Below are 21304 nucleotides of genomic sequence, written 5' to 3' on the forward strand. Positions count from 1 at the left end.
GGGCCCGGGTCAGCCGGTGCCGGGGTGCAGCAGCCCCGGCGGGTACGGGCGGGACACCCGCCGGCTGCCGCGCAGGCAGAAGCGCCACGGCAGCTCGACCGCCTTCGTGATGCCGATCCGCGTCCCGGTGACGAGCTCCGGGACCACTCCCGGCTCCCGGGCGCGGATCCGCACCGGCCCGTCGACGAGCGACGTCGCGTTCTCGGTCAGCTCGATTCCCAGGGCCTGCGTGAGCTTGCCCGGCCCGTTGCAGAGGTCGCGCTCGTGGACCGGGCCGCGGCGGGCGCGCATCAGCTCCACCCCCGCGGTCGGGTCGAGCGCGCGGACGAGCACCGCCGCGCCCACGTCCTCCCCCTCGCAGACCGCGTTGATCAGCGCGTGGATCCCGTAGGAGCGGTACACGTACGCGGTCCCGGGCGCCGCGAACAGCGTCGAGGTGCGGGCCGTCAGGCCGACGTAGGCGTGGCACGCCGCCTCCGTGTGGTGGTACGCCTCGGTCTCGACGATGCGCCCCGCGGTCTCGCCGTGGACGAGCTCGCAGCCGACCAGGTCGCGCGCGACCTCCAGGACCGGACGGTCGTAGAACGCGGCGTCGAGGACCGCGCCGCTCACGCCAGCTGCGCGCGCGCCAGGTCCAGCTGCTCGCGCACCCGGGCCAGCGCGGTCCCGCCCTCGGAGACCTTCGACTCCAGCCACGAGGACTGCTCGAACACCGCTGCGGCGTCGTCACCGAGCTCGGCGACCGTCACGTCGGCGAGCGTGCGTCCCTGCTCCACCGCCTCGCGGACGAGCCGCGCGACGACGCCGTGCGCCTCGCGGAACGGCGTGCCCCGCACGACGAGGAAGTCGGCGAGGTCGACCGCCGCGATCATCTGGTCGGAGGCCGCCGCCGACATCGCCTCGCGGTGGAACTCCGCCGTCTCGAGCATCCCCTGCGCCGCGGCGATGCAGATCTCGACCGTGTCGACCGCGTCGAACAGGTGCTCCTTGTCCTCCTGGAGGTCCTTGTTGTAGGTCAGCGGGAGCGCGTGGATCACGCCGTGGAGCGCCGCCTGGTGCGCCCACACGCGCGGCGCCTTGCCGCGCAGGAGTTCCGCCGCGTCCGGGTTCTTCTTCTGCGGCATGATCGAGGACCCCGACGACCACGCGTCCGACAGGGTCATGAAGCCGAACTCGGTGCTCGCCCACAGGACGATCTCCTGGCCCAGGCGGCTCAGGTGCGTCGCGCAGACCGACAGGGCGTGCAGCAGGTCCAGCGCGAAGTCCCGGTTGGAGACGCTGTCGACGGAGTTCGCGGTCACGCCGTCGAAGCCGAGCTCGGTGGCGACCATCCGCCGGTCCGTGTCGAAGTTCACGCCCGCCAGGGCGCCCGCGCCCAGCGGCAGCTCCGCGGTCGCGTCGAGGACCGCGCGGAAGCGCGCGATGTCGCGCGTGGTCATCCAGAAGTACGCGAGCAGGTGGTGCGAGAGGTACACCGGCTGGGCGCGCTGCAGGTGGGTGTAGCCCGGCAGCGGCCAGTCGAGATGCGCCTGCGCGACCTCGAGCACGACCCGGCGCAGCGCCTCGAGCTGCCCGATGATCCGCTCCGCGCTGTCCCGCGTGAACATCGCCAGGTCGGTGATCACCTGGTCGTTGCGGGAGCGACCGGTGTGGAGCTTGCCGCCCGGAGCGCCGACGATCTCCGTCAGGCGCCGCTCGACCGCCATGTGGATGTCCTCGTCGTCCTCGCGGAAGGGAAAGCTGCCGTCGCGCAGCTCGGCCTCCACCGCGTCGAGCCCCGCGAGGATCGCGGTGAGGTCGTCGTCCCCGATGATCGAGCGCGCCGCGAGCATCCGCGCGTGCGCGCGGGACTGGGCGACGTCGAACGGCCACAGCCGCCGGTCGAACGACAGCGACGTGTTCATCGCCTGGAAGGCGGGATCCTGGGGCAGCGAGAAGCGCGACATGGACGCCGCAGGTTAGTGGCAGACGGGCCGCGCCCGCCGCTCAGCCGCGCGCGAAGCCGTCGGCGATCTGGGCGACCTGGGTCGCCAGCACGAACCCGAGCAGGTACAGGGTCGTCCCCCACCCCACCCAGCCGCCGCTGTCGCGCCGGCCGAAGCGGCCGCGCGCCCGGTGGTCGTGCACCGCGGCGGGCACGAAGCAGAGGAGCCCGAGCGCCATCAGCACCCACGGCGTCCAGCCGCTCACGAGGTACGCGGCGTCGAACGAGAAGTTCGCGGCGATCCGCGCCACGAGGTCGTGCCACAGCAGCACGGGGAGCGCGGCGGCGAGGACGAACCCCGCGACGGCCGAGCCCCGCCCGCTCATCCCCGCAGCACCTCGGCGAGCACCGCGGCGACACGGTCGACCTGACCCTCGGTCATCTCCGGGAAGAACGGCAGCGCCACCGAGCGGGCGGCGACGTCCTCGCAGACCGGGAACTCGCCCTCCCGGTGCCCGTGCACCTCGCGGTAGTAGCTCATCAGGTGGATGGCCGGCAGGTACGGCTTGCTCTGCACCCCGCGGGCGCGCAGGTCGCGGATCACCTGGTCGCGGTCGCGCTCGCGCGGGACCTGCACGACGAACACGAACCAGCCGCGGCGCTCGCGGTCGCGGTCCTCGCACGGCAGACCCAGCCCCACGTCCGCCGCCAGCGGTGCGAGCGCCTCCCGGTACGCGGCGGCGACCCGCGCGCGGTCCGCGAGCATCCCGTCGAGCCGGTCGAGCTGCGCCAGGCCGACCGCCGCCTGCAGGTCGCTGAGCCGGTAGTTGAAGCCGAGCCGGTCGTGGTCGAGCCAGCCCATGTCGGGGGCGCGGCCCTGGTTGCGCTCGCTGTCGATGCGCGCCTTCATCGACGCGTCCCCCATCGTGACCAGCCCGCCCTCGCCCGTGGTCAGCTGCTTGTTGGCGTAGAAGCCGAAGGCCGCGGGATGGCCGCGCCCCCCGACCGGGACGCCCTCGCGGTCCAGGGCGCCGAGCGCCTCGCAGGCGTCCTCGACGATCGGCAGCCCGAGCCGCTCGAACGCCGGCAGGTCGGCGGGATAGCCGAAGATGTGGACCGGCAGGACCGCGGTCGTGCGCTCGGTCACCGCGGCCGCCGCCGCGGCCGGGTCGAGGTCGAGCGTGACCGGGTCGATGTCCGCGAACACCGGGGTCGCGCGCTCGAACACGATCGCGTTGGCGCTCGCGACGAAGCTGAACGGGGACGTCACGACCTCGTCGCCGTCCCGCACGCCGACCGCGCGCAGCGCCAGGTGCAGCCCGGCCGTGCCGCTCGACACCGCGCTCGCGTGGCGCGCCCCGACCTTCTCGGCGAAGCGCCGCTCGAACTCCGGGCCGGTCGGTCCGAGCGACAGCTGCCCGGAGCGCAGCACCGCGAGGACGCGCTCCTCCTCCTCCCGGCCGATCACCGGCTTGGCGACCGGGATCTCCTCGCTCATGCGCGGCGACCCGTGGTCGCGGGATCGCCGTCCGCGTCGGCGGCCGGCGCGGGCTCGCGCGGCGCCTCCGCGTACTCGAAGGACTCCACGAGCGCCTGCCACGAGGCGGCGATGACGTTCTGCGCCACCCCGATCGTGCCCCACGTGCGCCGGCCGTCGGTGCTCTGCACGAGCACGCGCGTCGTCGCGCCGGTGCCATGGTGCTGGTCCAGCAGCCGGACCTTGTAGTCCGTCAGCTCGATGTCGCGCAGGTGCGGGTGGAACTCCGCCACGACCGAGCGCAGCGCCGCGTCCAGCGCGTTGACCGGCCCGTTGCCCTCCGCGGAGCGCACGTAGCGCTCACCGCCGACCCAGATCTTGATCGTCGCCTCGCACTCGACGTGGCCCTGGGCGTTCTGGTCGACGATCGTGCGCCAGGACTCGAGCACGAACAGCGGCTCGTGCCCGCCCAGCTCCTTGCGCAGCAGCAGCTCGAAGGAGCCGTCGGCGGCCTCGAACTGGTACCCGTCGGCCTCCAGCTCCTTGACCCGGTCGATGACCCGCTGGGCCGTCGCGTCGTCGATCTCGAGGCCGGCGGCCGCCGCCTTCTCGCTGACCGTGTGGCGGCCGGCGAGCTCGGAGACGATCAGCTGGCGCTCGTTGCCGACGAGCTCGGGCTCCATGTGCTCGAAGGTCGAGGCGTCGGCGCGGACCCCGGCGACGTGCAGGCCGCCCTTGTGCGCGAAGGCGTTGCGTCCCACGAACGGCTGGTTGGGGTCCGGGGCGAGGTTCAGCAGCTCGTCGACGAAGTGCGCGGTCGCGGTCAGCTTCTCGATCCGGTCACCGGGCAGGACGTCGTAGCCGAGCTTGAACTGCAGGTTGCCGATGATCGACACGAGGTTCGCGTTGCCGGTGCGCTCGCCGATGCCGTTCATCGTGCCCTGCACCTGCGTGGCGCCGTTGAGCACCGCGGCGAGCGTGTTCGCGACGCCGCACTCGAGGTCGTTGTGGCAGTGGATGCCGACCGCGACGTCACGGCCGAGCGCGGCGACCACCTCGCCGACCGCGGTGCCGACCTGGTGCGGCAGCGAGGAGCCGTTGGTGTCGCACAGCACGACCCGCTCGGCCCCGCCGCGCGCGGCGGCCCGCAGGCACTCCAGCGCGTACTCCTCGTTGGCCCGCCAGGCGTCGAAGAAGTGCTCGGCGTCGTAGATGACGCGCTTGCCGCACCCGACGAGGAACGCGACCGACTCCTCGATCATCGCGAGGTTCTCCTCGCGTCCGACCTTCACGACCTTCTCGAGGTGCAGGTCCCAGGTCTTCCCCACGAGCGTGCAGACCGGCGCGAAGCACTCGGCGAGGATCCGGAGGTTCTCGTCGTCCTGCGCCGCCACACCGCGCCGTCGGGTCATCCCGAACGCGACGATCTGCGCGTGCTCGAAGCGCTCCTGCGCGAGCAGGCCGAAGAGCTCGAGCTCCTTCGGGTTGGACGCCGGGAAGCCGGCCTCGATCAGGTCGATCCCGAGCTCGTCGAGCCGGTGGGCGACGCGGACCTTCTCGCGTGCGGTGAGGGACATGCCCTCCCCCCTGCATGCCGTCGCGCAGGGTGGCGTCGTAGAGCTGGACGGTGGAGTTCATCGGTCGGTGGTTCCTGGGGTACGGAGGTGGTCACGGGCGGGTGGCGGCGGCGGCCGTCGTCCCGCGCGGATCACCCGCGCCGGATCAGGCCGCCCCGGGAATTCGCCGGACCGCCGGCGCCGCCACGGACCGCACGTCAGGCCTCGACCGGGGCGGTCGCGGGCACCGGGTCCAGCCAGTCGCGGTACTGCGGGGCGCGCCCGTAGAGCGCGTCCTCGAAGGCGGACTGCACGGCCTTGGTGATCGGGCCCGGCTTGCCGGTGCCGACCGGGTGGTCGTCGATCTCGCGGATCGGGGTCAGCTCGGCGGCGGTGCCGGTGACGTACACCTCGTCCGCGAGGTACAGCTCGCCGCGCGCGATGTCGCGCTCGACGAGCTCGTAGCCGAGGTCGCGGGCGATCTGGATCGCCGAGCGCCGGTTGATGCCGTCGAGGATCGACGCGGTCAGCGGCGGCGTGTGGATGACGCCGTCGCGCACGACGAAGATGTTCTCGCCGGAGCCCTCGCAGACGTGGCCCTTGTCGTCGAGGAGGATCGCCTCCTCGTAGCCGGCCTTGTGCGACTCGATCTTCGCGAGCACCGAGTTCAGGTACTGGCCCGACGCCTTGGCCTGCGGGATCAGCGAGTCGGGGCTGATGCGCCGCCACGAGCTGATCTTCGCCCGCACGCCGTTGGCCTTCCCCTCGTCCCCGAGGTAGGAGCCCCACTCCCAGACGGCGATCGCGACGTCCACCGGCGCCTCCAGCGGGAACAGGCCCATGGTGCCGTAGCCGCGGTAGACGAGCGGGCGGATGTAGCAGGAGCGCATCCCGTTGCGGGCGATCAGCTCGAGCGTCGCCTGCCGGATCTGCTCCGGCGTGAACGGGATGTCCATGTAGTACAGCCCGGCGCTGCGGTACAGCCGGTCGACGTGCTCCTGATGGCGGAAGACCGCCGGCCCGATCTCGGTGTCGTAGCAGCGCACGCCCTCGAACACGCCCGTGCCGTAGTGCAGGCCGTGCGTGAGGACGTGGATCTTCGCGTCCTCCCACTTGACGAACTCGCCGTTCATCCAGATGAGGTCGGCCTGCTGCACGTGTCGTCCTTGGTCGTCGGGATCGGGGCTTCAGAGGTACTTGCGGACCGCGGCGTACGCCTCGTCGGTCCCGGCGGTGCCGCCGAGATCGCGGGTCCGCAGGCCGGCGTCGAGCGCCTGGTCCACCGCCGACTCTAGCGCGGCGGCCTCCGTCTCCATAGCCAGACCGTGCCGCAGCAGCATCGCGGTGGAGAGGAACATCGCCAGCGGGTTGGCGACGCCCTGGCCGGCGATGTCCGGCGCCGAGCCGTGCACCGGCTCGAACAGGCCCGGGCCGTCCGGGTTGCCGAGCGACGCGCTGGGCAGCATGCCGAGGGAGCCGGAGAGCATCGCGGCGGCGTCGGAGAGGATGTCCCCGAAGAGGTTCTCGGTGACGATGACGTCGAACTGCGTCGGGTTGGCGATGAGCTGCATCGCGCACGAGTCGACGAGCTGGTCCTCGAGCTGCACGTCGGCGAAGTCGGCGCCGTGGACCTCGTGGACGACCTGGCGCCACTGGCGCGAGGTCTCCATGACGTTCGCCTTGTCGACGGAGTGCACGAGGTTGCGGCGCCCGCGCGCGGCCTCGAACGCGACGCGGGCGATCCGGTCGACCTCCTCGACCGTGTAGTGGCAGAGGTCGGACGCGTCGGTCTCGGTGCGGGTCTTCTCACCGAAGTAGATGCCGCCGGTCAGCTCGCGCACGACGAGCATGTCGGTGCCGTCGAGGATCTCGCGCTTGAGCGCCGAGCTGTCGTACAGCGCCGGCAGCGGCCGGACCGGGCGGAGGTTCGCGTAGAGCCCGAGCGCCTTGCGGATGCCGAGCAGGCCCTGCTCGGGGCGCGGGGCGCTGGGATCGGTCGTGTCCCACTTGGGGCCACCGACGGCGGCGAGCAGCACCGCGTCGGAGGCCTTCGCGGCGGCGAGGACCTCGTCGGTGAGGGCGGTGCCGTGCGCGTCGATGGAGGCGCCGCCGAAGACGTGCTCCTCGACCTCGACGCCCGGGACGAAGTGCTCGAGCAGCTCGACGGCGGGGGCGCAGATCTCCGGCCCGATCCCGTCGCCGGGCAGCGTGACGATCTTGGTCATGTGGTCCTCCGTCAGACCTTCGTGGTGTCCGGGCCCGAGCGCTCGCGCGCGGCCTCGTAGGCGGCGATGCGGTCCTCGCTCTGCAGCGTGATCGAGATGTCGTCCAGGCCGCCGATCAGCCGGCGCTTGATCTCCGGGTCGATCTCGAACGGGAACTCGTCGACGGTCTGCGCCTCGAGGTCGACCTTCGCGCTGCCGCGCCGGACGATCTCGTCGCACTGCTCCTTGGGAAGCTCGATCGGGAGGACCCCGTTCTTCGTGCAGTTGTTCTTGAAGATGTCCGCGAAGTTCGGGGAGATCAGGGCACGGAAGCCGTAGTCCATGAGCGCCCACGGGGCGTGCTCGCGGCTCGACCCGCAGCCGAAGTTCGCGCCCGCCACGAGGATCGGGTTGGCGGGGAGGTCGTAGCCGTTGGCGCGCCACTCGTGGAAGCAGTACTCGCCGAAGCCGGTGCGCTCGACGCGCTTCATGAACCGCGCGGGGATGATCTGGTCGGTGTCGACGTCCTCCTGGTCGATGACCGTGACCGGTCCCTCGACGACGTTGATCGGCTCCATGGCTAGCCCTCCTGGTTCCACTGACGGATGTCGACGAAGTGCCCCTCGATCGCCGCGGCGGCGGCCATCTGGGGGAGACGAGGTGGCTGCGGGCGCCGCGGCCCTGCCGGCCCTCGAAGTTGCGGTTGGACGTCGAGGCGACGCGCTCACCGGGCGCGGCGACGTCGGGGTTCATGCCCAGGCACATCGAGCAGCCCGCGACGCGCCAGTCGAAGCCGGCCTCGATGAAGACCTTGTCGAGGCCCTCCTCCTCGGCCTGCTTCTTCACCTGCTGGGAGCCGGGGACGACCATCGCGATGACGCCGTCGGCGACCTTGCGGCCCCCGATCATCGACGCGGCGGCGCGGAGGTCGCCGATGCGGCTGTTCGTGCAGGAGCCGATGAAGACGCGGTCGAGCTTGATCTCCGTCATCGGGGTGCCGGCCTGCAGCGCCATGTACTCCAGCGCGCGCTCGTCACCGGCGTCCTGCGGCTCGGGAACGGTGTCGGTGACCTGCACGACCATCTCCGGCGTGGTGCCCCAGGTGACCTGCGGGCTGATCGCGCTCGCGTCGACGGTGATGACCGTGTCGAACGCGGCGCCCTCGTCGGTCTTCAGGTCGACCCAGGAGGGGTCGATCTCGACGCCGCGCTCGCGCAGGTACGCGAAGGTCGTCTCGTCGGGGGCGATCATGCCGGCGCGGCCGCCGCCCTCGATGGTCATGTTGCAGACGGTCATGCGGCCCTCCATCGAGAGCTTCTCGATGGCCGGGCCGGCGAACTCGACGACGTGGCCGGTGGCGCCGTTGACGCCCATCTGGCCGATCGTCGCGAGGATGAGGTCCTTGGCGGTGACGCCCGGGCCCAGCTCGCCCTCGTAGCGGATGAGCATCGACTTGGGCTTCTTCTGGCCGAGCGTCTGGGTCGCGAGGACGTGCTCGACCTCGGACGTGCCGATGCCGAAGGCGAGGGCGCCGAACGCGCCGTGCGTGGCGGTGTGCGAGTCGCCGCAGACGATCGTCATGCCCGGCTGGGTGACGCCGAGCTCCGGACCGATGACGTGGACGATGCCCTGCTTGTCGGAGCCCAGCGAGTAGACCGGGACGCCGAACTCGGCGCAGTTCTCCTCGAGCTTCTCGACCTGCTTGCGGGAGAGCTCGTCCTTGATCTTCGCAGCGACCGGCGTGCCGTCGGTCGGCGTGTTGTGGTCGGCCGTGGCGAGCGTGCGGTCCGGACGCCGGACGGGGCGGCCCGCGAGGCGCAGGCCGTCGAAGGCCTGGGGGCTGGTGACCTCGTGGACGAGGTGGAGGTCGATGTAGATCAGACCCTCCGCGACCTCGTGCAGGTCCCAGATCTTGTCGAACAACGTGCTGGCCATCGGGCACTCTCTCCTTAGCTGCGTCGCAGGCCCGCCGACAGGACCGCCAGGAGGGCGGCGTCGTCGGGTCCGGGGTTCTCGAAGTGGTGGGGCAGGTCGGCGTCGAAGGTGACGCAGTCGCCGGCCGACAGCTCGTGGCGCTCGGTGTCGACGACGAGGACGACGGTGCCGCGCTCGACCAGGGCGGTCTCGCGGCTGCCGGGCTCGTGCATCGGCGGGTCGCCCTCCCGGCCGGTGCGGGCGCCGGGCTTCAGCTCGTGGCGGGACAGCTCGGCGCGCTGCCCGGGCAGCGGGGCGGTGAGGACCTCGAAGCGGTGCCCGCCCTCGGCGGTGCCGCCGCGACGGCCCTCCCCGGCCTTGACGACCGTGACGCTGCCGGACTCGTCCAGCCGCAGCAGCTGCGAGAGCCGCAGGTCCAGGCCGGCGGCGATCTTCGCGGCGACCTGCAGGGTGGGGCTGGTCTCGCCGCGCTCGACCTGGCTGAGCATCGGGGCGCTGACGCCGGAGCGCTCGGCGAGGTCGCGCAGGGACAGCGACATCGCCTCGCGCAGGGCGCGGACGCGGGGCCCGACGTGGGCCTGGCGCTCGAGCTCTTCAGGGGCGGCGGTCACGGTCCGGCGTACGTTATCACGTACAACCGTTTTCGGGGGCCGATCAGGCCGTCGGCAGGACCGCGGACGCCGGGAGCGGCGCGGTCAGTCCGCGGGGACGGCCGAGCAGCTGCAGCACGAGCGCCGTGTCGGCGATCGCCACCCCGGTCAGGTGCCCGTCGCGCGTGGCGAAGTCCTCGACGATCGCCGCGAGCGCCGCCGCCAGGCCCGGCGTGTCGCGTGCCGCCAGCGCCTGCACCGCGTCCGCCGCGCGCGCGAACGGCGGCGGGCCGCCCCGCATCGCGGCCGTCGCGTCCGGGAGCCGGTCGTCCTCGCGCAACGTCAGCGCCGCGAGCGCGGCCGCCCACCCCGCCGCCGGCGAGGACGGGCCGCCGACGGCGTCGAGCGCGTCGAGCGTCGCCCGCGACTGCTCGCGGGCGAGGACCTCGTCCCCGCTCAGCACCGCGGCCTTCACGCGGCCGACGAGCCGCCCGAACGCCTCCGGGGGCGCGGCGTCCCACGACGCCGCGTAGGTCCGGGCGGCCTGCGCGAACGCCGCGCGGGCCGCACCGGGATCCCCGTCCATCCAGGCCCGGTGGGCGTCGCCGTCGAGGGCGACCGCCCGGGCCTGGAGGACGCGGTGGAGCTCGGGCTCGTCGGACATGGCCGCGAGTCTCGCAGCGCCCGGCCCCGAGCGCGAGGGCTACCGGACCGTGAGCGCCTTCAGCAGCCGCGGCACCGCGCGCGAGCCGACCCGGCCGGTCGCGGTGAAGCGCCCCGTGGCGAGGTCGATGCGCCCGAACGTCGAGAACCGGGCGCCGGGCGAGCGCAGGCTCGCGTAGGCCGTGTTCGAGGTGCCGCTGATGTCGAAGCCGATCGGGTTCGTGAACGCGCGGCCGAGCGAGCCGATCGTCTTCAGCCCGCCGTCGTTGGGCGGCATCTGCAGCAGCAGCGCGTCGCGGCGGCTGTCGAGGTTGAACAGCTGCGTCGTCGTCGCCCCGGCCACGTTGTTCGTGTACGCGGAGCCGCCGACGAACGCGGGCGTGCCCTCCCCCTGGTCGCCGGCGTTGTACTTCAGCGGCCCGTCGGTCGCGGCGACCGCGCCGGTGTCCGGGTTCAGGCGCAGGTTCTGGCCGTTGGACGTCGTCAGGCGGATGCGGTCCACCGTCGGGTTGAAGTCGAACCCGACCGCGCTGCCCGACAGCGCCGGGGTGAACGCCGCCATCCCGATCGGGGTCACCTGCCCGGTCCGCGGGCTCAGCGTGTAGAGCCGGCTCGCCGAGGAGACCGCGACGAGCGCGCCGGTCGCCGGCCGACGGTCCAGGCCGACGATCGTCTCCCCCGCGGCGAGCCCGCGGACCGCGCGGGCCTTCGCGCTCCCGGGCGTCGCGCTGTCGAAGGTGACCACCCGATCGTTGGCGTCGATGCCGACCATCGTCTCCGCCTGGGCGGCGCCGGCCGGGAGGACGGCGAGGAGGGCAGCGGTGGCGGCGGTTGCGCGGGCGCGCGAGGACAGGGTCATGGGGCTCCTGGGGAACGGGGACGGGGAACGTGTGCGGTGACCGTCTCCTTCCTTCTTCGCAGGTCGGGCCCCGAGAGTTCACCCGCCGCCCGGGAAGCGGCAGAGCGTCCGCACGAGGATCCGGGCGGTCGCGAGCGCCTCGGCCACGACCACGTGCTCGTCGACGCCGTGGATCGCGTGCGGGCGCGGACCGACCATCACGGTCGGGATGCCGCGCGCCGCGAACAGCCGCATGTCGGCGCCCCAGGGCACGCCGCCGGGCGCGGCGCCGCCCCGCTCCTGCGCGGTCGCCTCGAGCACCGTCCGGGCGAGCGGATGCTCCGGGGACGTACGGGCGCTCGCGAACCGGGCGCCCGGCCAGGTCAGCGTGACGGGCGGCAGGCCGTCACCGTCGAGCGCCGCGACCACCGCCGCCTCCACCGTCGCGCGCGCCTGCTCGACCGACTCGCCCACGCGGACCGGTGCTCGCCCCTCGAAGGTCAGCCGGTCGGGCACCGTGCTCGCCCACTCGCCCGCGGCCAGCCGCCCGACGAGCACCGGGTACGGGAGCGCGAGCGCGGCCATCAGCGGGTCGTCGACCGCGGCGTTGAGCCGCACCTCGAGGGCGGCGAGGGCGGCGTGGACGCGCACGTAGCGGTCGATCGCCGACACGCCCTCGCGCCGGAACGCGGCGTGGGCGCCGACGCCGCGCACCTCGCCGCGGAAGGTGATCGCCCCCGCCTGCGCGCAGACGACCGCGAAGGCGGTCGGCTCCGGGATCACGCAGCCGTCGTAGCGGGCGTCCGCGCGCAGCGCCGCGAACGCGCCGAGGCCGCCGTCCTCCTCGGAGGAGACGGCGAGCAGCACCGGGTCGCACGGCGGCCGGACGCCCGCCCGGTGGACGGCGGCCAGCGCGTGCAGCGCCGCGACGACGCCCGCCTTCATGTCCGCCGAGCCGCGCCCGTGCAGCCGCCCGTCGTCCACGGTCGCCGACCACGCGCCGTGCCTCCAGCGCGCGGTGCCCGCGGGGACGACGTCGACGTGGGCGCACAGCCCCAGGCGCGGTCGGCCGCGATCGACGAGCGCCCCGGGCAGCCCGGCGCGCAGGCCGAGCAGCTCGTCGCGCTCGCCGTCCTCCCCCGGCTGCTCGGGGTCGGCGCGCACCGCGGCGAGATCGTGCGTGTCGAGCGCCGTCTCGAGCCCGAGCGCGCGGGCGCGCTCGGCGAGGTGCTCGAGGGCGGCGCGCTCGTCGCCCGTGACGCTCGGGATCCGGACGAGCGCCGCGAGGTCCGCGACGAGCTCGTCCGGGTCCAGGGCCGCCAGCGCGGCGGCCTCCGGCGCGCTCACGGGGTCGAGAGCAGCGCGGCGCGGTCCTCCTGCGGGGCGTCGGCGGCCAGCTGGGCACGCCGCACCGCTGCGCTCAGCGCGCGGACGTACGCGGTGCCGCCGGCCTCGAGGATGTCGGTCGCGACCGCCTGCCCGGCGCCGGTGACCCGCTCGCCCGCGAGGACGCCGGGCGTGTGGTGGGCGATCGCCGCGTCGGGGTCCCCGAGCTCGACGACGACGCTGACCTCGCCGAGCGCGTCCTGCCCGCCGGTCACGGCGTCGACGCGGAACTCGCGCAGCCGGGCGTCGATCCCCGTGGCGGCGTTGATCGCCCGGAAGACCGCGTCGACCGGCCCGTCGCCCGTGAAGCTGCCCTCGATCGAGCGGCCGTCGGGCGTGGAGACGCCGACCCGGGCGTGCGGCGGGCGCTGCGAGGACGCCTCGACCTCGAACCACTCCAGGCCGTAGCCGGGGATCTCGGCGCGCAGCTCGTCGGTGACGAGCGCCTCCAGATCCATCGCGGTGACCTGCTTCTTCTTGTCCGCCAGCTCCTTGAAGCGCTTGAACGCGGTGTTCAGCGTGGCGCCGTCGACCGGGTAGCCGAGGTCCTCCAGCGCCTGCTTGAGCGCGTGGCGGCCCGAGTGCTTGCCCAGCACGAGCGAGTTCGTGTCCAGGCCCACGGTCCGCGCGTCCATGATCTCGTAGGTCGTGCGCTCCTTCAGCACGCCGTCCTGGTGGATGCCGGACTCGTGCGCGAACGCGTTGCGGCCCACGACCGCCTTGTTGGGCTGGATCACGTAGCCGGTGAGGCGGCTGACGAGGCGGCTGGTGCGGGCGATCTCCGTCGTGACGACGTCGCAGTGCAGGCCGAGCTCCTCGCCGCGGGTGTGCAGCAGCATCACGAACTCCTCGAGCGAGGCGTTGCCCGCGCGCTCGCCGATGCCGTTGATCGCGCCCTCCACCTGACGCGCGCCCGCGAGCACGCCGGAGAACGAGTTGGCGACCGCGAGCCCGAGGTCGTCGTGGCAGTGCGTGGACAGGACGGCCTTGTGGAGGTCCGGGACCAGCTCGTAGAGACGCGTCAGGAACGCGGCATACTCGGCCGGCATCGCGTAGCCGACCGTGTCCGGGATGTTGATCGTCGTGGCGCCCTCGTCGAGCGCGATCTGCAGGACCTCGGCGGTGAACTCGACGTCCGCGCGCGTGGCGTCCATCGGCGAGAACTCGACGTCGTCGCACAGCGCCTTGGCCTGCGCGACCGACGCGCGGGCGAGGCCCTTGACGTCCTCGCGGGTGGCCTGGAGCTGGTGCTCGATGTGGATGTCGGAGGTCGAGACGAACGTGTGGATGCGCGGCCGCTCGGAGTCCTTGACGGCCTCCCAGGCGCGGTCGATGTCCGCCGGGTTCGCGCGGGCGAGGCCGGCGATGACCGGGCCCTGCACCTGGCGGGCGATCGCCTGGACCGCCTCGAAGTCGCCGGGCGAGGCGATCGGGAAGCCCGCCTCGATGATGTCGACGCCCAGGCGCGCGAGCTGGTGGGCGATCTCGAGCTTCTCGGTGGTGTTCAGCGAGATGCCGGGCGACTGCTCGCCGTCGCGCAGGGTCGTGTCGAAGATCAGGACGCGACCGGTGTCGTCGCGCTCGGGTACGTCGGGGGACATCGTGGGTTCACTGCTCCTTGTCGGGCTCGTACTCGGACTCTTCCAGATGGGTTCGCGGCATCAGCGGCCGCCACGCACTATTCCCCCGAGGGGGGAGGAGGAGAAGTCGGAGGTCGAGCAGGTGCAGCACCGGCCACGGAGGCTAGCACCGGGGGTCCCGGCCGCCAAGCGGACCGTGCTACGGGACGAGGACGACCTTGCCGACGTTGCGTCGCTCGGTGAGGATCCGGTGCGCCTCGGGCGCCTGCGCGAACGGGACCGCGTCCGAGACGACCGGCTGCACCGTCCCGTCGTCGATCAGCGCGCGCAGCGGCGTGATCCACGGCTCGAGCGTTCCGCGGTCGTCCCAGAGTCGCAGCATGTTCAGGCCGATCAGCGCCTTGGACTCCCCCATCGCGTCCATCGCGTTGATGCCGCGGATCATCCGCAGCGCCTGGGGTGCGGCCTTCAGGAGGTTGCGGCGCTCGCCGTCGACGACGGAGCTGGCGCCGAACGCGACGAGCCGTCCGCCCGGGCGCAGCATGCCGTAGCTGCGGGCCAGCGACGCGCCGCCGATCGCGTCCATGACCAGGTCGAACGGCGGCAGGCCGCGCTCCCACCCCTTGCGGGTGTAGTCGTGCGCGACGTCCACCCCGAAGCCGCGGATCGCCTCGTGCTTGTGGGGCGAGGCGGTGCCGTGGATCTCCGCGCCGACGCTGCGGGCGATCTGCGTGGCGGCGATCCCCACCCCGCCGGCGGCCGCGTGCAGCAGGACGCGCTCGCCGGCGCGCAGGCTGCCGAAGCCGACCAGGCCGGCCCACGCGGTCGCGTAGTTCACCGGGATCGCGGCGCCCTGCTCGAAGCTCAGGCCGTCGGCGAGCGGCACGACGTCGCCCGCCCCGACCACGACCTCCTCCGCGTAGCCGCCGAAGCGGGTGCCCGCGAGGACCCGCTGACCGACCGCGAGGCCCTCGACGTCGTCGGCGAGTTCGGTGATCTCGCCGCTGACCTCGTAGCCGACGACGGCGGGGACCGGGGGCGCGTCCGGGTACAGGCCCAGGCGCGCCATCAGGTCCGCGAAGTTCACGCCCGCCGCGCGGACCGCGACGCGCACGCCGCCCGGCCGCATCACGGGGGCGGGACGCTCCTGGACCTGCAGGACGTCGGCGTCCCCGTGACGGGTGATGACGATGGCGCGCATGCGCGCCAGCCTACCGACGGTCAGGCGTCGCCCGGCACACCGGAGATCTGCCCCGGGGCCACCACCTCGGGCCGCCGGGCCCAGAAGCCCTCGCCGCCGCTGCGCGCCCGCAGCACGAGGGCGATGACGAGCCCGAGGACCAGCGAGCCGACGCCGATCACGAACGGCGGGCCGACCCCCAGCCAGGAGGAGCCCAGGTCGGACGCCGCCGGGTCGCTGAGGTCGATCGCCGACTTGACGAAGATGTAGGTCAGGAACACGCCGCCGACGAACGGGGCGAGCCCGACGAAGAAGAAGTTGCTGACCGAGCGGGTCAGCTCCTTGCGGTGGTACCAGACGCAGGCGAACCCGTTCATGCCGTAGTTGAACGCGATCAGGAAGCCCAGCGACGTCAGCGCGTCGAACAGGAAGTTCTGGCTGAGCGTGTTGAAGACCACGTAGAACAGGGTCGCGAGGGTCGCGACGAGCACGGTGCCGACGTGCGGGGTCTGCCACGACGGGTGGATCGCGGCCAGGCGCTTGGGCATGGCCCCCATGCGCGCCATCGACAGCGAGGTCCGGGAGGACGGCAGGATCGTCGTCTGGGTCGACGCGAGCGCCGAGGTGAGCACCGCGAGGATGAGGAACTTGCCGAACGCCGTGCCGAGCGCGTCGTCGGCGATGACCGCGATGACCGACGGGTCGTCCTCGAAGTCCCCGAAGAGGCCGGTCCCGGCGTAGGCGACCATCGCGACGGACACGAGCAGGTAGACGCCGAGCAGGATCACGGTCGACAGCAGCGCCGCCTTGCCCGGGCCGGAGGAGGAGTCGGCGGACTCCTCGTTGACCGCGACCGCGGAGTCCCAGCCCCAGTAGATGAAGATCGCGATCAGCAGGCCCGCGACGACCGCGCTGGACCCGCCGTCCGCCGCGAACGGCGAGAACCACGAGAGCTCCGGGTCGACCGAGCTCGGGGTGGCGTCCCCGGTGGCGACCTGGACGAGCACGACGACCGCGAACGCGACGAGCGCGGTGATCTGCAGCGCGATCATCACGAACTGGGTCATCGCGCTGAGCTCGATGCCGCGGATCGCGATCGCGGTCATCGTCACGATGTAGAAGACCGCGAGGACCATGACGGCCGCCTTGGAGTCGGCGGCGCCGTCCATCCCGAGCAGCAGGTACGTGAACAGCGAGGCGACGTCGGCGAGCGAGCCGATGACGATGACGCCGGCCATCAGGATCGCCCAGCCGGAGACCCAGCCGAGGACCGGACCCATCGCCCGGGTCACCCACGCGAACGTCGTGCCGCAGTCCGGGTCGACGCGGTTCATGTAGTAGTAGGCCGTCGCGACGCAGACCATCGGGACGAACGCCAGCAGCATGATCCCCGGTGTCTGCAGGCCGACCGCGAGGACGAGACCGGCGATCACCGCGGCGATCGAATAGGCCGGGGCGGTCGAGTCGACGCCGATCACGACGCCCGAGACGAGGCCGAGGGCCCCCTTCTTCAGGCCGGGTTCCTCGTTCGCCTCAGGGGCGATCGTGGTGCTGCTCATCAGGTGGTCCCTCCTCGTCGTCCTGCGGTGGCGGCGAGCCTAGGGAGCGCGTTGGACGACACGCAAGGGCAGCTTGTCCAGCCCGGCGCGCCACGTGGTCGGTTTCGCGCCGGGATGGACGGTGGCGCGCCACGCGGCGCGCCGGAACGTCAGAACGTGATCGAGCGGCCCGTCGCGAACTCGGGGCCCGCGAGCAGCTGCTGCAGGACGTCCGCGGGCGTCGCGCGGTCGGTCGTCATGACGATCGCGGCCATCCCGTCGGGATGGTCGCCGGACTCGGTCCGGCCGACGGCCGCCTGCCCGATGTTGACGTCCGCGGTCCCCAGGGCGGTGCCGACGCGGCCGATCATGCCCGGCACGTCCTGGTAGCGGAACAGCAGCAGGTGGTCCTCGAGCTGCACGTTGAACCGCTCACCCCAGACCTCGAGCAGGTGCGGGCGGTTGCGACGGCCGAGCGTCGTGCCGACCACGCGCGAGCGCTGGCGGCCGCTGTCCGACACGACCGTGACGCGCACGAGGTCGGTGAAGTCACGGGCGCTGCCGCGCTTGGACTCCTGGATCTCGATGCCGCGCTCCTTCGCGAGCTCGGGAGCGTTGACCTCGTTGACGTCCTCCTCGGTGTGACCGCTCAGCGCGCCGAGCAGCACGTTCAGCACGAGCGGCCGCGTGTCACGCTCGGCGATCCGCCCGAGGAACTCGATCTCCAGCCGGTCGACGGAGCCGCCGTCGGCGACGCTCACCGCGAGCTTGCCGAGCTTGCGGCACAGCGGCAGGAACGGCCCGAGGACCTCGAGGTCCTCCGCGCCGACCGCCGGGACGTTCACCGCGGTCGTCACGGCGCCGCCGGTGAGGGCGGCGACGACCTGCTCGGCGGCCTGGAAGCCCGCCCGGTCCGTCGCCTCCGCCGTGGACGCCCCGAGGTGCGGGGTCACGACGACGTTCTCGCGGCCGAACAGCGGCGACTCGGTCATCGGCTCGGTGCGGAAGACGTCGAGCGCCGCCCCCGCGACCTTGCCGCTGTCGAGCGCGGCGACGAGGTCCTCCTCGACGATCAGCGGGCCGCGCGCGACGTTGAGGATCCGCACGCCGTCCTTGCACTTGGCGAACGCCTCCGCGTTCAGCCAGCCCTCGGTCTCCGGCGTCTTGGGCAGGTGGATCGTGATGAAGTCGGCGACGGCGTACACGTCGTCGGAGGTCTCCGCCTTCTCGACGCCCATCTCGCGGTAGCGGTCGGCGGCCACGTAGGGGTCGTAGGCGACGACCTTCATGCCGAAGCCCTGGGCGCGCTCGGCGACGAGCTGGCCGATGCGGCCGAAGCCGAGGACCCCGAGCGTCTTGTCCATCAGCTCGACGCCCGAGTACTTGCTGCGGTCCCAGCGGCCGGCGACGAGCGCGGCGTGCGCCTGCGGCACGTTGCGGGCCAGCGCGAGCAGGAGCGCGAGCGTGTGCTCGGCCGCGGTCACGACGTTGCTCTGCGGCGCGTTGGCGACGACGATGCCGCGCTTGGTGGCGGCGGGGACGTCGACGTTGTCGACGCCGACGCCGGCGCGGCCGATCGCCTTGAGGTTCGTCGCGCCCTCGAGCACGTCGGCGGTGAGCTTCGACGCGGAGCGGATGAGGACGCCGTCGTAGCCGCCGAGCTCGGCGGCGAGCTCGCCGTCCGCCCAGTCGGTCTTCACGGTGACGTCGAAGTGCTGCTTGAGCAGGTCGACGCCGGAGTCGCCGATCTTCTCGGCGACGAGCACCTTGATCTCGGGGTTGGTCATGCGCTGAGGGCCTCCACGACGTGGTCGATGCTCCTGGTGAGCTGCTGCACGTCCTCGGGATCGATCGCCGGGAACATGCCGATGCGCAGCTGGTTGCGGCCGAGCTTGCGGTACGGCTCGGTGTCGACGATCCCGTTCGCGCGCAGGGTCTTGGCGACCGCGGCGGCGTCGACGGACTCGTCGAAGTCGATGGTGCCGACGACCAGCGAGCGGTTCGCGGTCTCGGTCACGAAGGGGCTGGCGAACGCCGAGGCCTCCGCCCAGCCGTAGAGGATCTCGCTGGAGCGGCGCGAGCGCGCGACCGCGAAGTCCTCGAGGCCGCCGCCGTCGTTCATCCACTCGACCTGGGCGGCGAGCAGCACGAGCGTGGCGAGGGCCGGCGTGTTGTAGGTCTGGTTCTTGCGGCTGTTGTCGAGCGCCGTGGTGAGGCTGAGCGACTCGGGCAGCCAGCGGTCGGTCCGGGCGCCGATCTCCTCGATCCGCGCGATCGCCCGCGGGCTGACGAGCGCGAGCCACAGGCCGCCGTCGGCGGCGAAGCACTTCTGCGGCGCGAAGTAGTAGACGTCGGCCTGCGCGGCGTCGAGCGGCAGGCCGCCCGCGCCCGAGGTCGCGTCGATCACGACGAGCTGGTCGTCGGTCGCGTCGGCCGGGCGGACGACGTCGACCATCGCGCCCGTGGAGGTCTCGTTGTGCGCCCAGGCGAGGATGTCGGCGGACGGGTCGCTCGTCGGGGCCGGGGCCGAGCCGGGGTCGGCGCTCACCACGACCGGGTCCTGCAGGAACGGGGCGCCCTTGGTGACGGAGGCGAACTTGCTGGAGAACTCGCCGAACGTGAGGTTCAGCGAGCGCTCGCGCACGAGGCCGGCGGCCAGCGCGTCCCAGAAGACGGTGGTGCCCCCGTTGCCGAGCATGATCTCGTAGCCGTCGGGGGCCGAGAACAGCGTCGAGAGGCCGTCGCGCACGCGGCCGACGACGTCCTTGACCGGCGCCTGCCGGTGGCTCGTGCCGAGCACGTCCCGGTGCGCCTCGAGCGCGGCGAGCTGCTCCGGGCGGACCTTGCTGGGCCCGCAGCCGAAGCGGCCGTCGGCGGGCCTCAGGTCGGCGGGGATGATGATCTCGGGCGGCGTCACTGGGGGCACTCCTCGTGGGATCGGATCGGATCGAACGTGGTGCCCAGGCGCGCGACGGGTCCTGCTCGGTGTCGTCGCTCCCCGGTGGTGAACCCCACCCGTACGGCGCCAGTCGCGACGACGGCGCCAACACTAGCGAACGGGCGCGCCGACGCACGTGACCGACTCGTGACCGCCGTCAGGCGCGCGGGCGCACGTACGCCCACCAGAACAGGAGGTAGACCGGGAAGCTGAAGACGATCCCGACGTAGAAGCCGGTCCGCCACCACTCCGCGGCGCGCGGGTGCCCCGTGCGGGGCGGGTCGAGCGCGAGCTGCGCCACGAACGGCCCGGTCGCGACGAGCGCGATGAGGCCCGCGACGACCATGAACGGCAGGTACGGCACCGCGCCGGTCGCCGCCGCGATCCAGATCGGCGGCAGGGACGCGGCGTGGAGGACGGCGAGCCGGCGCAGCCGCTCGGGGCGGGGCGCCGGCTGCCGCACGGGACCGGCTAGCCCTGGGCGAACCCGGAGTCGTCGATCCAGGCCATCATCTTGCGCAGCTCCTTGCCGGTCGTCTCGATCGGCTTGGCGGCCTGCTCGGCGCGCATGCGCTTGAAGTTCTCCTGGCCGGCGCGGTTCTCGGCGATCCACTCGCGGGCGAAGTCGCCGTCCTGGATCTCCTTGAGGATCTTCTTCATCTCGTCGCGCGTGGCCTGCGTGATGACGCGCGGGCCGCGGGAGTAGTCGCCGTACTCGGCCGTGTTGGAGATCGAGTACCGCATGCCGGCGAGACCCTTCTCGTACATGAGGTCGACGATGAGCTTCAGCTCGTGCAGGCACTCGAAGTACGCCATCTGCGGGTCGTAGCCCGCCTCGACGAGCGTGTCGAACCCGGCCTGGACGAGCTCGGAGGCGCCGCCGCAGAGCACGGCCTGCTCGCCGAAGAGGTCGGTCTCGGTCTCGTCCTTGAAGGTCGTCTCGAAGACGCCGCCGCGCGTGCAGCCGATGCCCTTGGCGTACGCGAGCGCGAGCGCCTGCGCGCCGCCGGTCGCGTCCTGGTGGATCGCGATCAGGCCGGGGACGCCCGAGCCCTCGAGGTACTGGCGGCGCACGAGGTGGCCGGGGCCCTTGGGGGCGGCGAGCGCCACGTCGACGCCCGCGGGCGGCTCGACCTCGCCGTAGAGGACGCTGAAGCCGTGACCGAACAGGAGCAGGTTGCCCTCGGCGATGCCGTCGCGGACCTCCTCCTCCCAGACCTGCCGGTGCAGCTCGTCGGGGACGAGCAGCATCACGACGTCGCCCTGCGAGGCGGCGTCGGCGATCGACAGGACCTCCAGGCCGGCGTCCTTGGCCTTCTGGACCGAGGAGCTGTCGGGGCGCAGGCCTACGACGACGTTCACGCCCGAGTCCTTCAGGTTCTGGGCGTGGGCGTGGCCCTGCGAGCCGAAGCCGATGATCGCGACGGTCTTGCCGTCGAGGAGACCGAGGTCTGCGTCGTCGTCGTAGTACATGCCGCGCAGGATATGCGGCGGC

At 72.8% G+C, this 21304-nt stretch carries 19 protein-coding genes, 1 pseudogene and 1 riboswitch; all 20 genes and pseudogenes read right to left on the reverse strand.

The annotated features are described in order from the left end of the window. Window positions 1–9: 9 nt before the first annotated feature. A complete protein-coding gene (locus GKE82_RS03260) occupies window positions 10–612 on the reverse strand; it encodes a DNA-3-methyladenine glycosylase (protein ID WP_309233368.1) in 603 nt (200 codons plus the stop codon). Next, the gene (gene argH / locus GKE82_RS03265; RefSeq protein WP_154732314.1) at window positions 609–1946 is read right to left on the reverse strand and encodes an argininosuccinate lyase; all 1338 of its coding nucleotides are present in this window, start codon (window positions 1944–1946) and stop codon (window positions 609–611) included. Before argH ends, GKE82_RS03260 begins: the two co-directional genes overlap by 4 nt. Window positions 1947–1986: 40 nt before the next feature. Beyond that, the gene (locus GKE82_RS03270; RefSeq protein ID WP_154732315.1) at window positions 1987–2310 is read right to left on the reverse strand and encodes a hypothetical protein; all 324 of its coding nucleotides are present in this window, start codon (window positions 2308–2310) and stop codon (window positions 1987–1989) included. Then, entirely contained in the window at window positions 2307–3422 is a 1116-nt protein-coding gene (locus tag GKE82_RS03275; protein WP_154732316.1) for a DegT/DnrJ/EryC1/StrS aminotransferase family protein, read from the reverse strand. The genes GKE82_RS03270 and GKE82_RS03275 overlap by 4 nt, the downstream gene beginning before the upstream one ends. Beyond that, window positions 3419–4978 (reverse strand): citramalate synthase, encoded by a 1560-nt coding sequence (gene cimA / locus GKE82_RS03280; protein ID WP_230316080.1) that lies wholly within the window; start codon window positions 4976–4978, stop codon window positions 3419–3421. Before cimA ends, GKE82_RS03275 begins: the two co-directional genes overlap by 4 nt. Before the next feature lie 197 nt (window positions 4979–5175). Continuing rightward, a complete protein-coding gene (locus GKE82_RS03285) occupies window positions 5176–6114 on the reverse strand; it encodes a branched-chain amino acid transaminase (protein ID WP_309233369.1) in 939 nt (312 codons plus the stop codon). Between the two features lie 30 nt (window positions 6115–6144). Then, the gene (gene leuB, locus GKE82_RS03290) at window positions 6145–7182 is read right to left on the reverse strand and encodes a 3-isopropylmalate dehydrogenase (RefSeq protein WP_154734979.1); all 1038 of its coding nucleotides are present in this window, start codon (window positions 7180–7182) and stop codon (window positions 6145–6147) included. Between the two features lie 11 nt (window positions 7183–7193). Beyond that, on the reverse strand, window positions 7194–7739 hold the full coding sequence (gene leuD, locus GKE82_RS03295) for a 3-isopropylmalate dehydratase small subunit (protein WP_154734980.1): 546 nt from the start codon (window positions 7737–7739) through the stop codon (window positions 7194–7196). Between the two features lie 2 nt (window positions 7740–7741). After that, window positions 7742–9096: pseudogene (gene leuC, locus GKE82_RS03300) on the reverse strand (3-isopropylmalate dehydratase large subunit). 14 nt (window positions 9097–9110) lie between these two features. After that, entirely contained in the window at window positions 9111–9707 is a 597-nt protein-coding gene (locus GKE82_RS29710) for an XRE family transcriptional regulator (RefSeq protein ID WP_309233370.1), read from the reverse strand. 43 nt (window positions 9708–9750) lie between these two features. Further along, window positions 9751–10350 carry a hypothetical protein gene (locus GKE82_RS03310; protein WP_154732317.1) on the reverse strand — a complete coding sequence of 200 codons (600 nt, stop codon included), beginning with the start codon at window positions 10348–10350 and terminating at the stop codon, window positions 9751–9753. 39 nt (window positions 10351–10389) lie between these two features. Next, window positions 10390–11208 carry a DUF4394 domain-containing protein gene (locus GKE82_RS03315; RefSeq protein ID WP_154732318.1) on the reverse strand — a complete coding sequence of 273 codons (819 nt, stop codon included), beginning with the start codon at window positions 11206–11208 and terminating at the stop codon, window positions 10390–10392. A 78-nt stretch (window positions 11209–11286) separates the two neighbouring features. Further along, window positions 11287–12534, reverse strand: coding sequence for a M20/M25/M40 family metallo-hydrolase (locus GKE82_RS03320; protein ID WP_154732319.1), 1248 nt, complete (start codon window positions 12532–12534; stop codon window positions 11287–11289). After that, window positions 12531–14174 carry a 2-isopropylmalate synthase gene (locus tag GKE82_RS03325; protein ID WP_154732320.1) on the reverse strand — a complete coding sequence of 548 codons (1644 nt, stop codon included), beginning with the start codon at window positions 14172–14174 and terminating at the stop codon, window positions 12531–12533. The genes GKE82_RS03320 and GKE82_RS03325 overlap by 4 nt, the downstream gene beginning before the upstream one ends. Window positions 14175–14352: 178 nt before the next feature. Beyond that, window positions 14353–15354 carry a zinc-binding dehydrogenase gene (locus tag GKE82_RS03330; RefSeq protein WP_154732321.1) on the reverse strand — a complete coding sequence of 334 codons (1002 nt, stop codon included), beginning with the start codon at window positions 15352–15354 and terminating at the stop codon, window positions 14353–14355. Between the two features lie 20 nt (window positions 15355–15374). Continuing rightward, window positions 15375–16892 (reverse strand): APC family permease, encoded by a 1518-nt coding sequence (locus GKE82_RS03335; RefSeq protein ID WP_154732322.1) that lies wholly within the window; start codon window positions 16890–16892, stop codon window positions 15375–15377. Between the two features lie 149 nt (window positions 16893–17041). After that, window positions 17042–18658 carry a phosphoglycerate dehydrogenase gene (serA, locus tag GKE82_RS03340; RefSeq protein ID WP_107571433.1) on the reverse strand — a complete coding sequence of 539 codons (1617 nt, stop codon included), beginning with the start codon at window positions 18656–18658 and terminating at the stop codon, window positions 17042–17044. Continuing rightward, window positions 18655–19788, reverse strand: coding sequence for a phosphoserine transaminase (gene serC, locus GKE82_RS03345; protein ID WP_309233371.1), 1134 nt, complete (start codon window positions 19786–19788; stop codon window positions 18655–18657). Before serC ends, serA begins: the two co-directional genes overlap by 4 nt. A gap of 34 nt (window positions 19789–19822) precedes the next feature. Further along, window positions 19823–19914: riboswitch (ZMP/ZTP riboswitch) on the reverse strand. Between the two features lie 52 nt (window positions 19915–19966). Further along, a complete protein-coding gene (locus GKE82_RS03350) occupies window positions 19967–20272 on the reverse strand; it encodes a hypothetical protein (protein ID WP_154732323.1) in 306 nt (101 codons plus the stop codon). Between the two features lie 8 nt (window positions 20273–20280). Beyond that, a complete protein-coding gene (ilvC, locus tag GKE82_RS03355) occupies window positions 20281–21291 on the reverse strand; it encodes a ketol-acid reductoisomerase (RefSeq protein WP_349016830.1) in 1011 nt (336 codons plus the stop codon). Between the last annotated feature and the right edge of the window lie 13 nt (window positions 21292–21304).

The sequence above is a fragment of the Conexibacter sp. W3-3-2 genome, assembly GCF_009707605.1.
GTDB classification, from domain to species: Bacteria; Actinomycetota; Thermoleophilia; order Solirubrobacterales; family Solirubrobacteraceae; genus Paraconexibacter; species Paraconexibacter algicola.

Coding starts and splice junctions, on each gene's coding strand:
- GKE82_RS03335 (WP_154732322.1), bottom strand. CDS start 16,892: ATGAGCAGCACCACGATCGCCCCTGAGGCGAACGAGGAACCCGGCCTG.
- GKE82_RS03315 (WP_154732318.1), bottom strand. CDS start 11,208: ATGACCCTGTCCTCGCGCGCCCGCGCAACCGCCGCCACCGCTGCCCTC.
- leuB (WP_154734979.1), bottom strand. CDS start 7,182: ATGACCAAGATCGTCACGCTGCCCGGCGACGGGATCGGGCCGGAGATC.
- serA (WP_107571433.1), bottom strand. CDS start 18,658: ATGACCAACCCCGAGATCAAGGTGCTCGTCGCCGAGAAGATCGGCGAC.
- GKE82_RS03270 (WP_154732315.1), bottom strand. CDS start 2,310: ATGAGCGGGCGGGGCTCGGCCGTCGCGGGGTTCGTCCTCGCCGCCGCG.
- argH (WP_154732314.1), bottom strand. CDS start 1,946: ATGTCGCGCTTCTCGCTGCCCCAGGATCCCGCCTTCCAGGCGATGAAC.
- GKE82_RS03275 (WP_154732316.1), bottom strand. CDS start 3,422: ATGAGCGAGGAGATCCCGGTCGCCAAGCCGGTGATCGGCCGGGAGGAG.
- GKE82_RS03325 (WP_154732320.1), bottom strand. CDS start 14,174: ATGTCCCCCGACGTACCCGAGCGCGACGACACCGGTCGCGTCCTGATC.
- cimA (WP_230316080.1), bottom strand. CDS start 4,978: ATGTCCCTCACCGCACGCGAGAAGGTCCGCGTCGCCCACCGGCTCGAC.
- GKE82_RS03330 (WP_154732321.1), bottom strand. CDS start 15,354: ATGCGCGCCATCGTCATCACCCGTCACGGGGACGCCGACGTCCTGCAG.
- GKE82_RS03310 (WP_154732317.1), bottom strand. CDS start 10,350: ATGTCCGACGAGCCCGAGCTCCACCGCGTCCTCCAGGCCCGGGCGGTC.
- leuD (WP_154734980.1), bottom strand. CDS start 7,739: ATGGAGCCGATCAACGTCGTCGAGGGACCGGTCACGGTCATCGACCAG.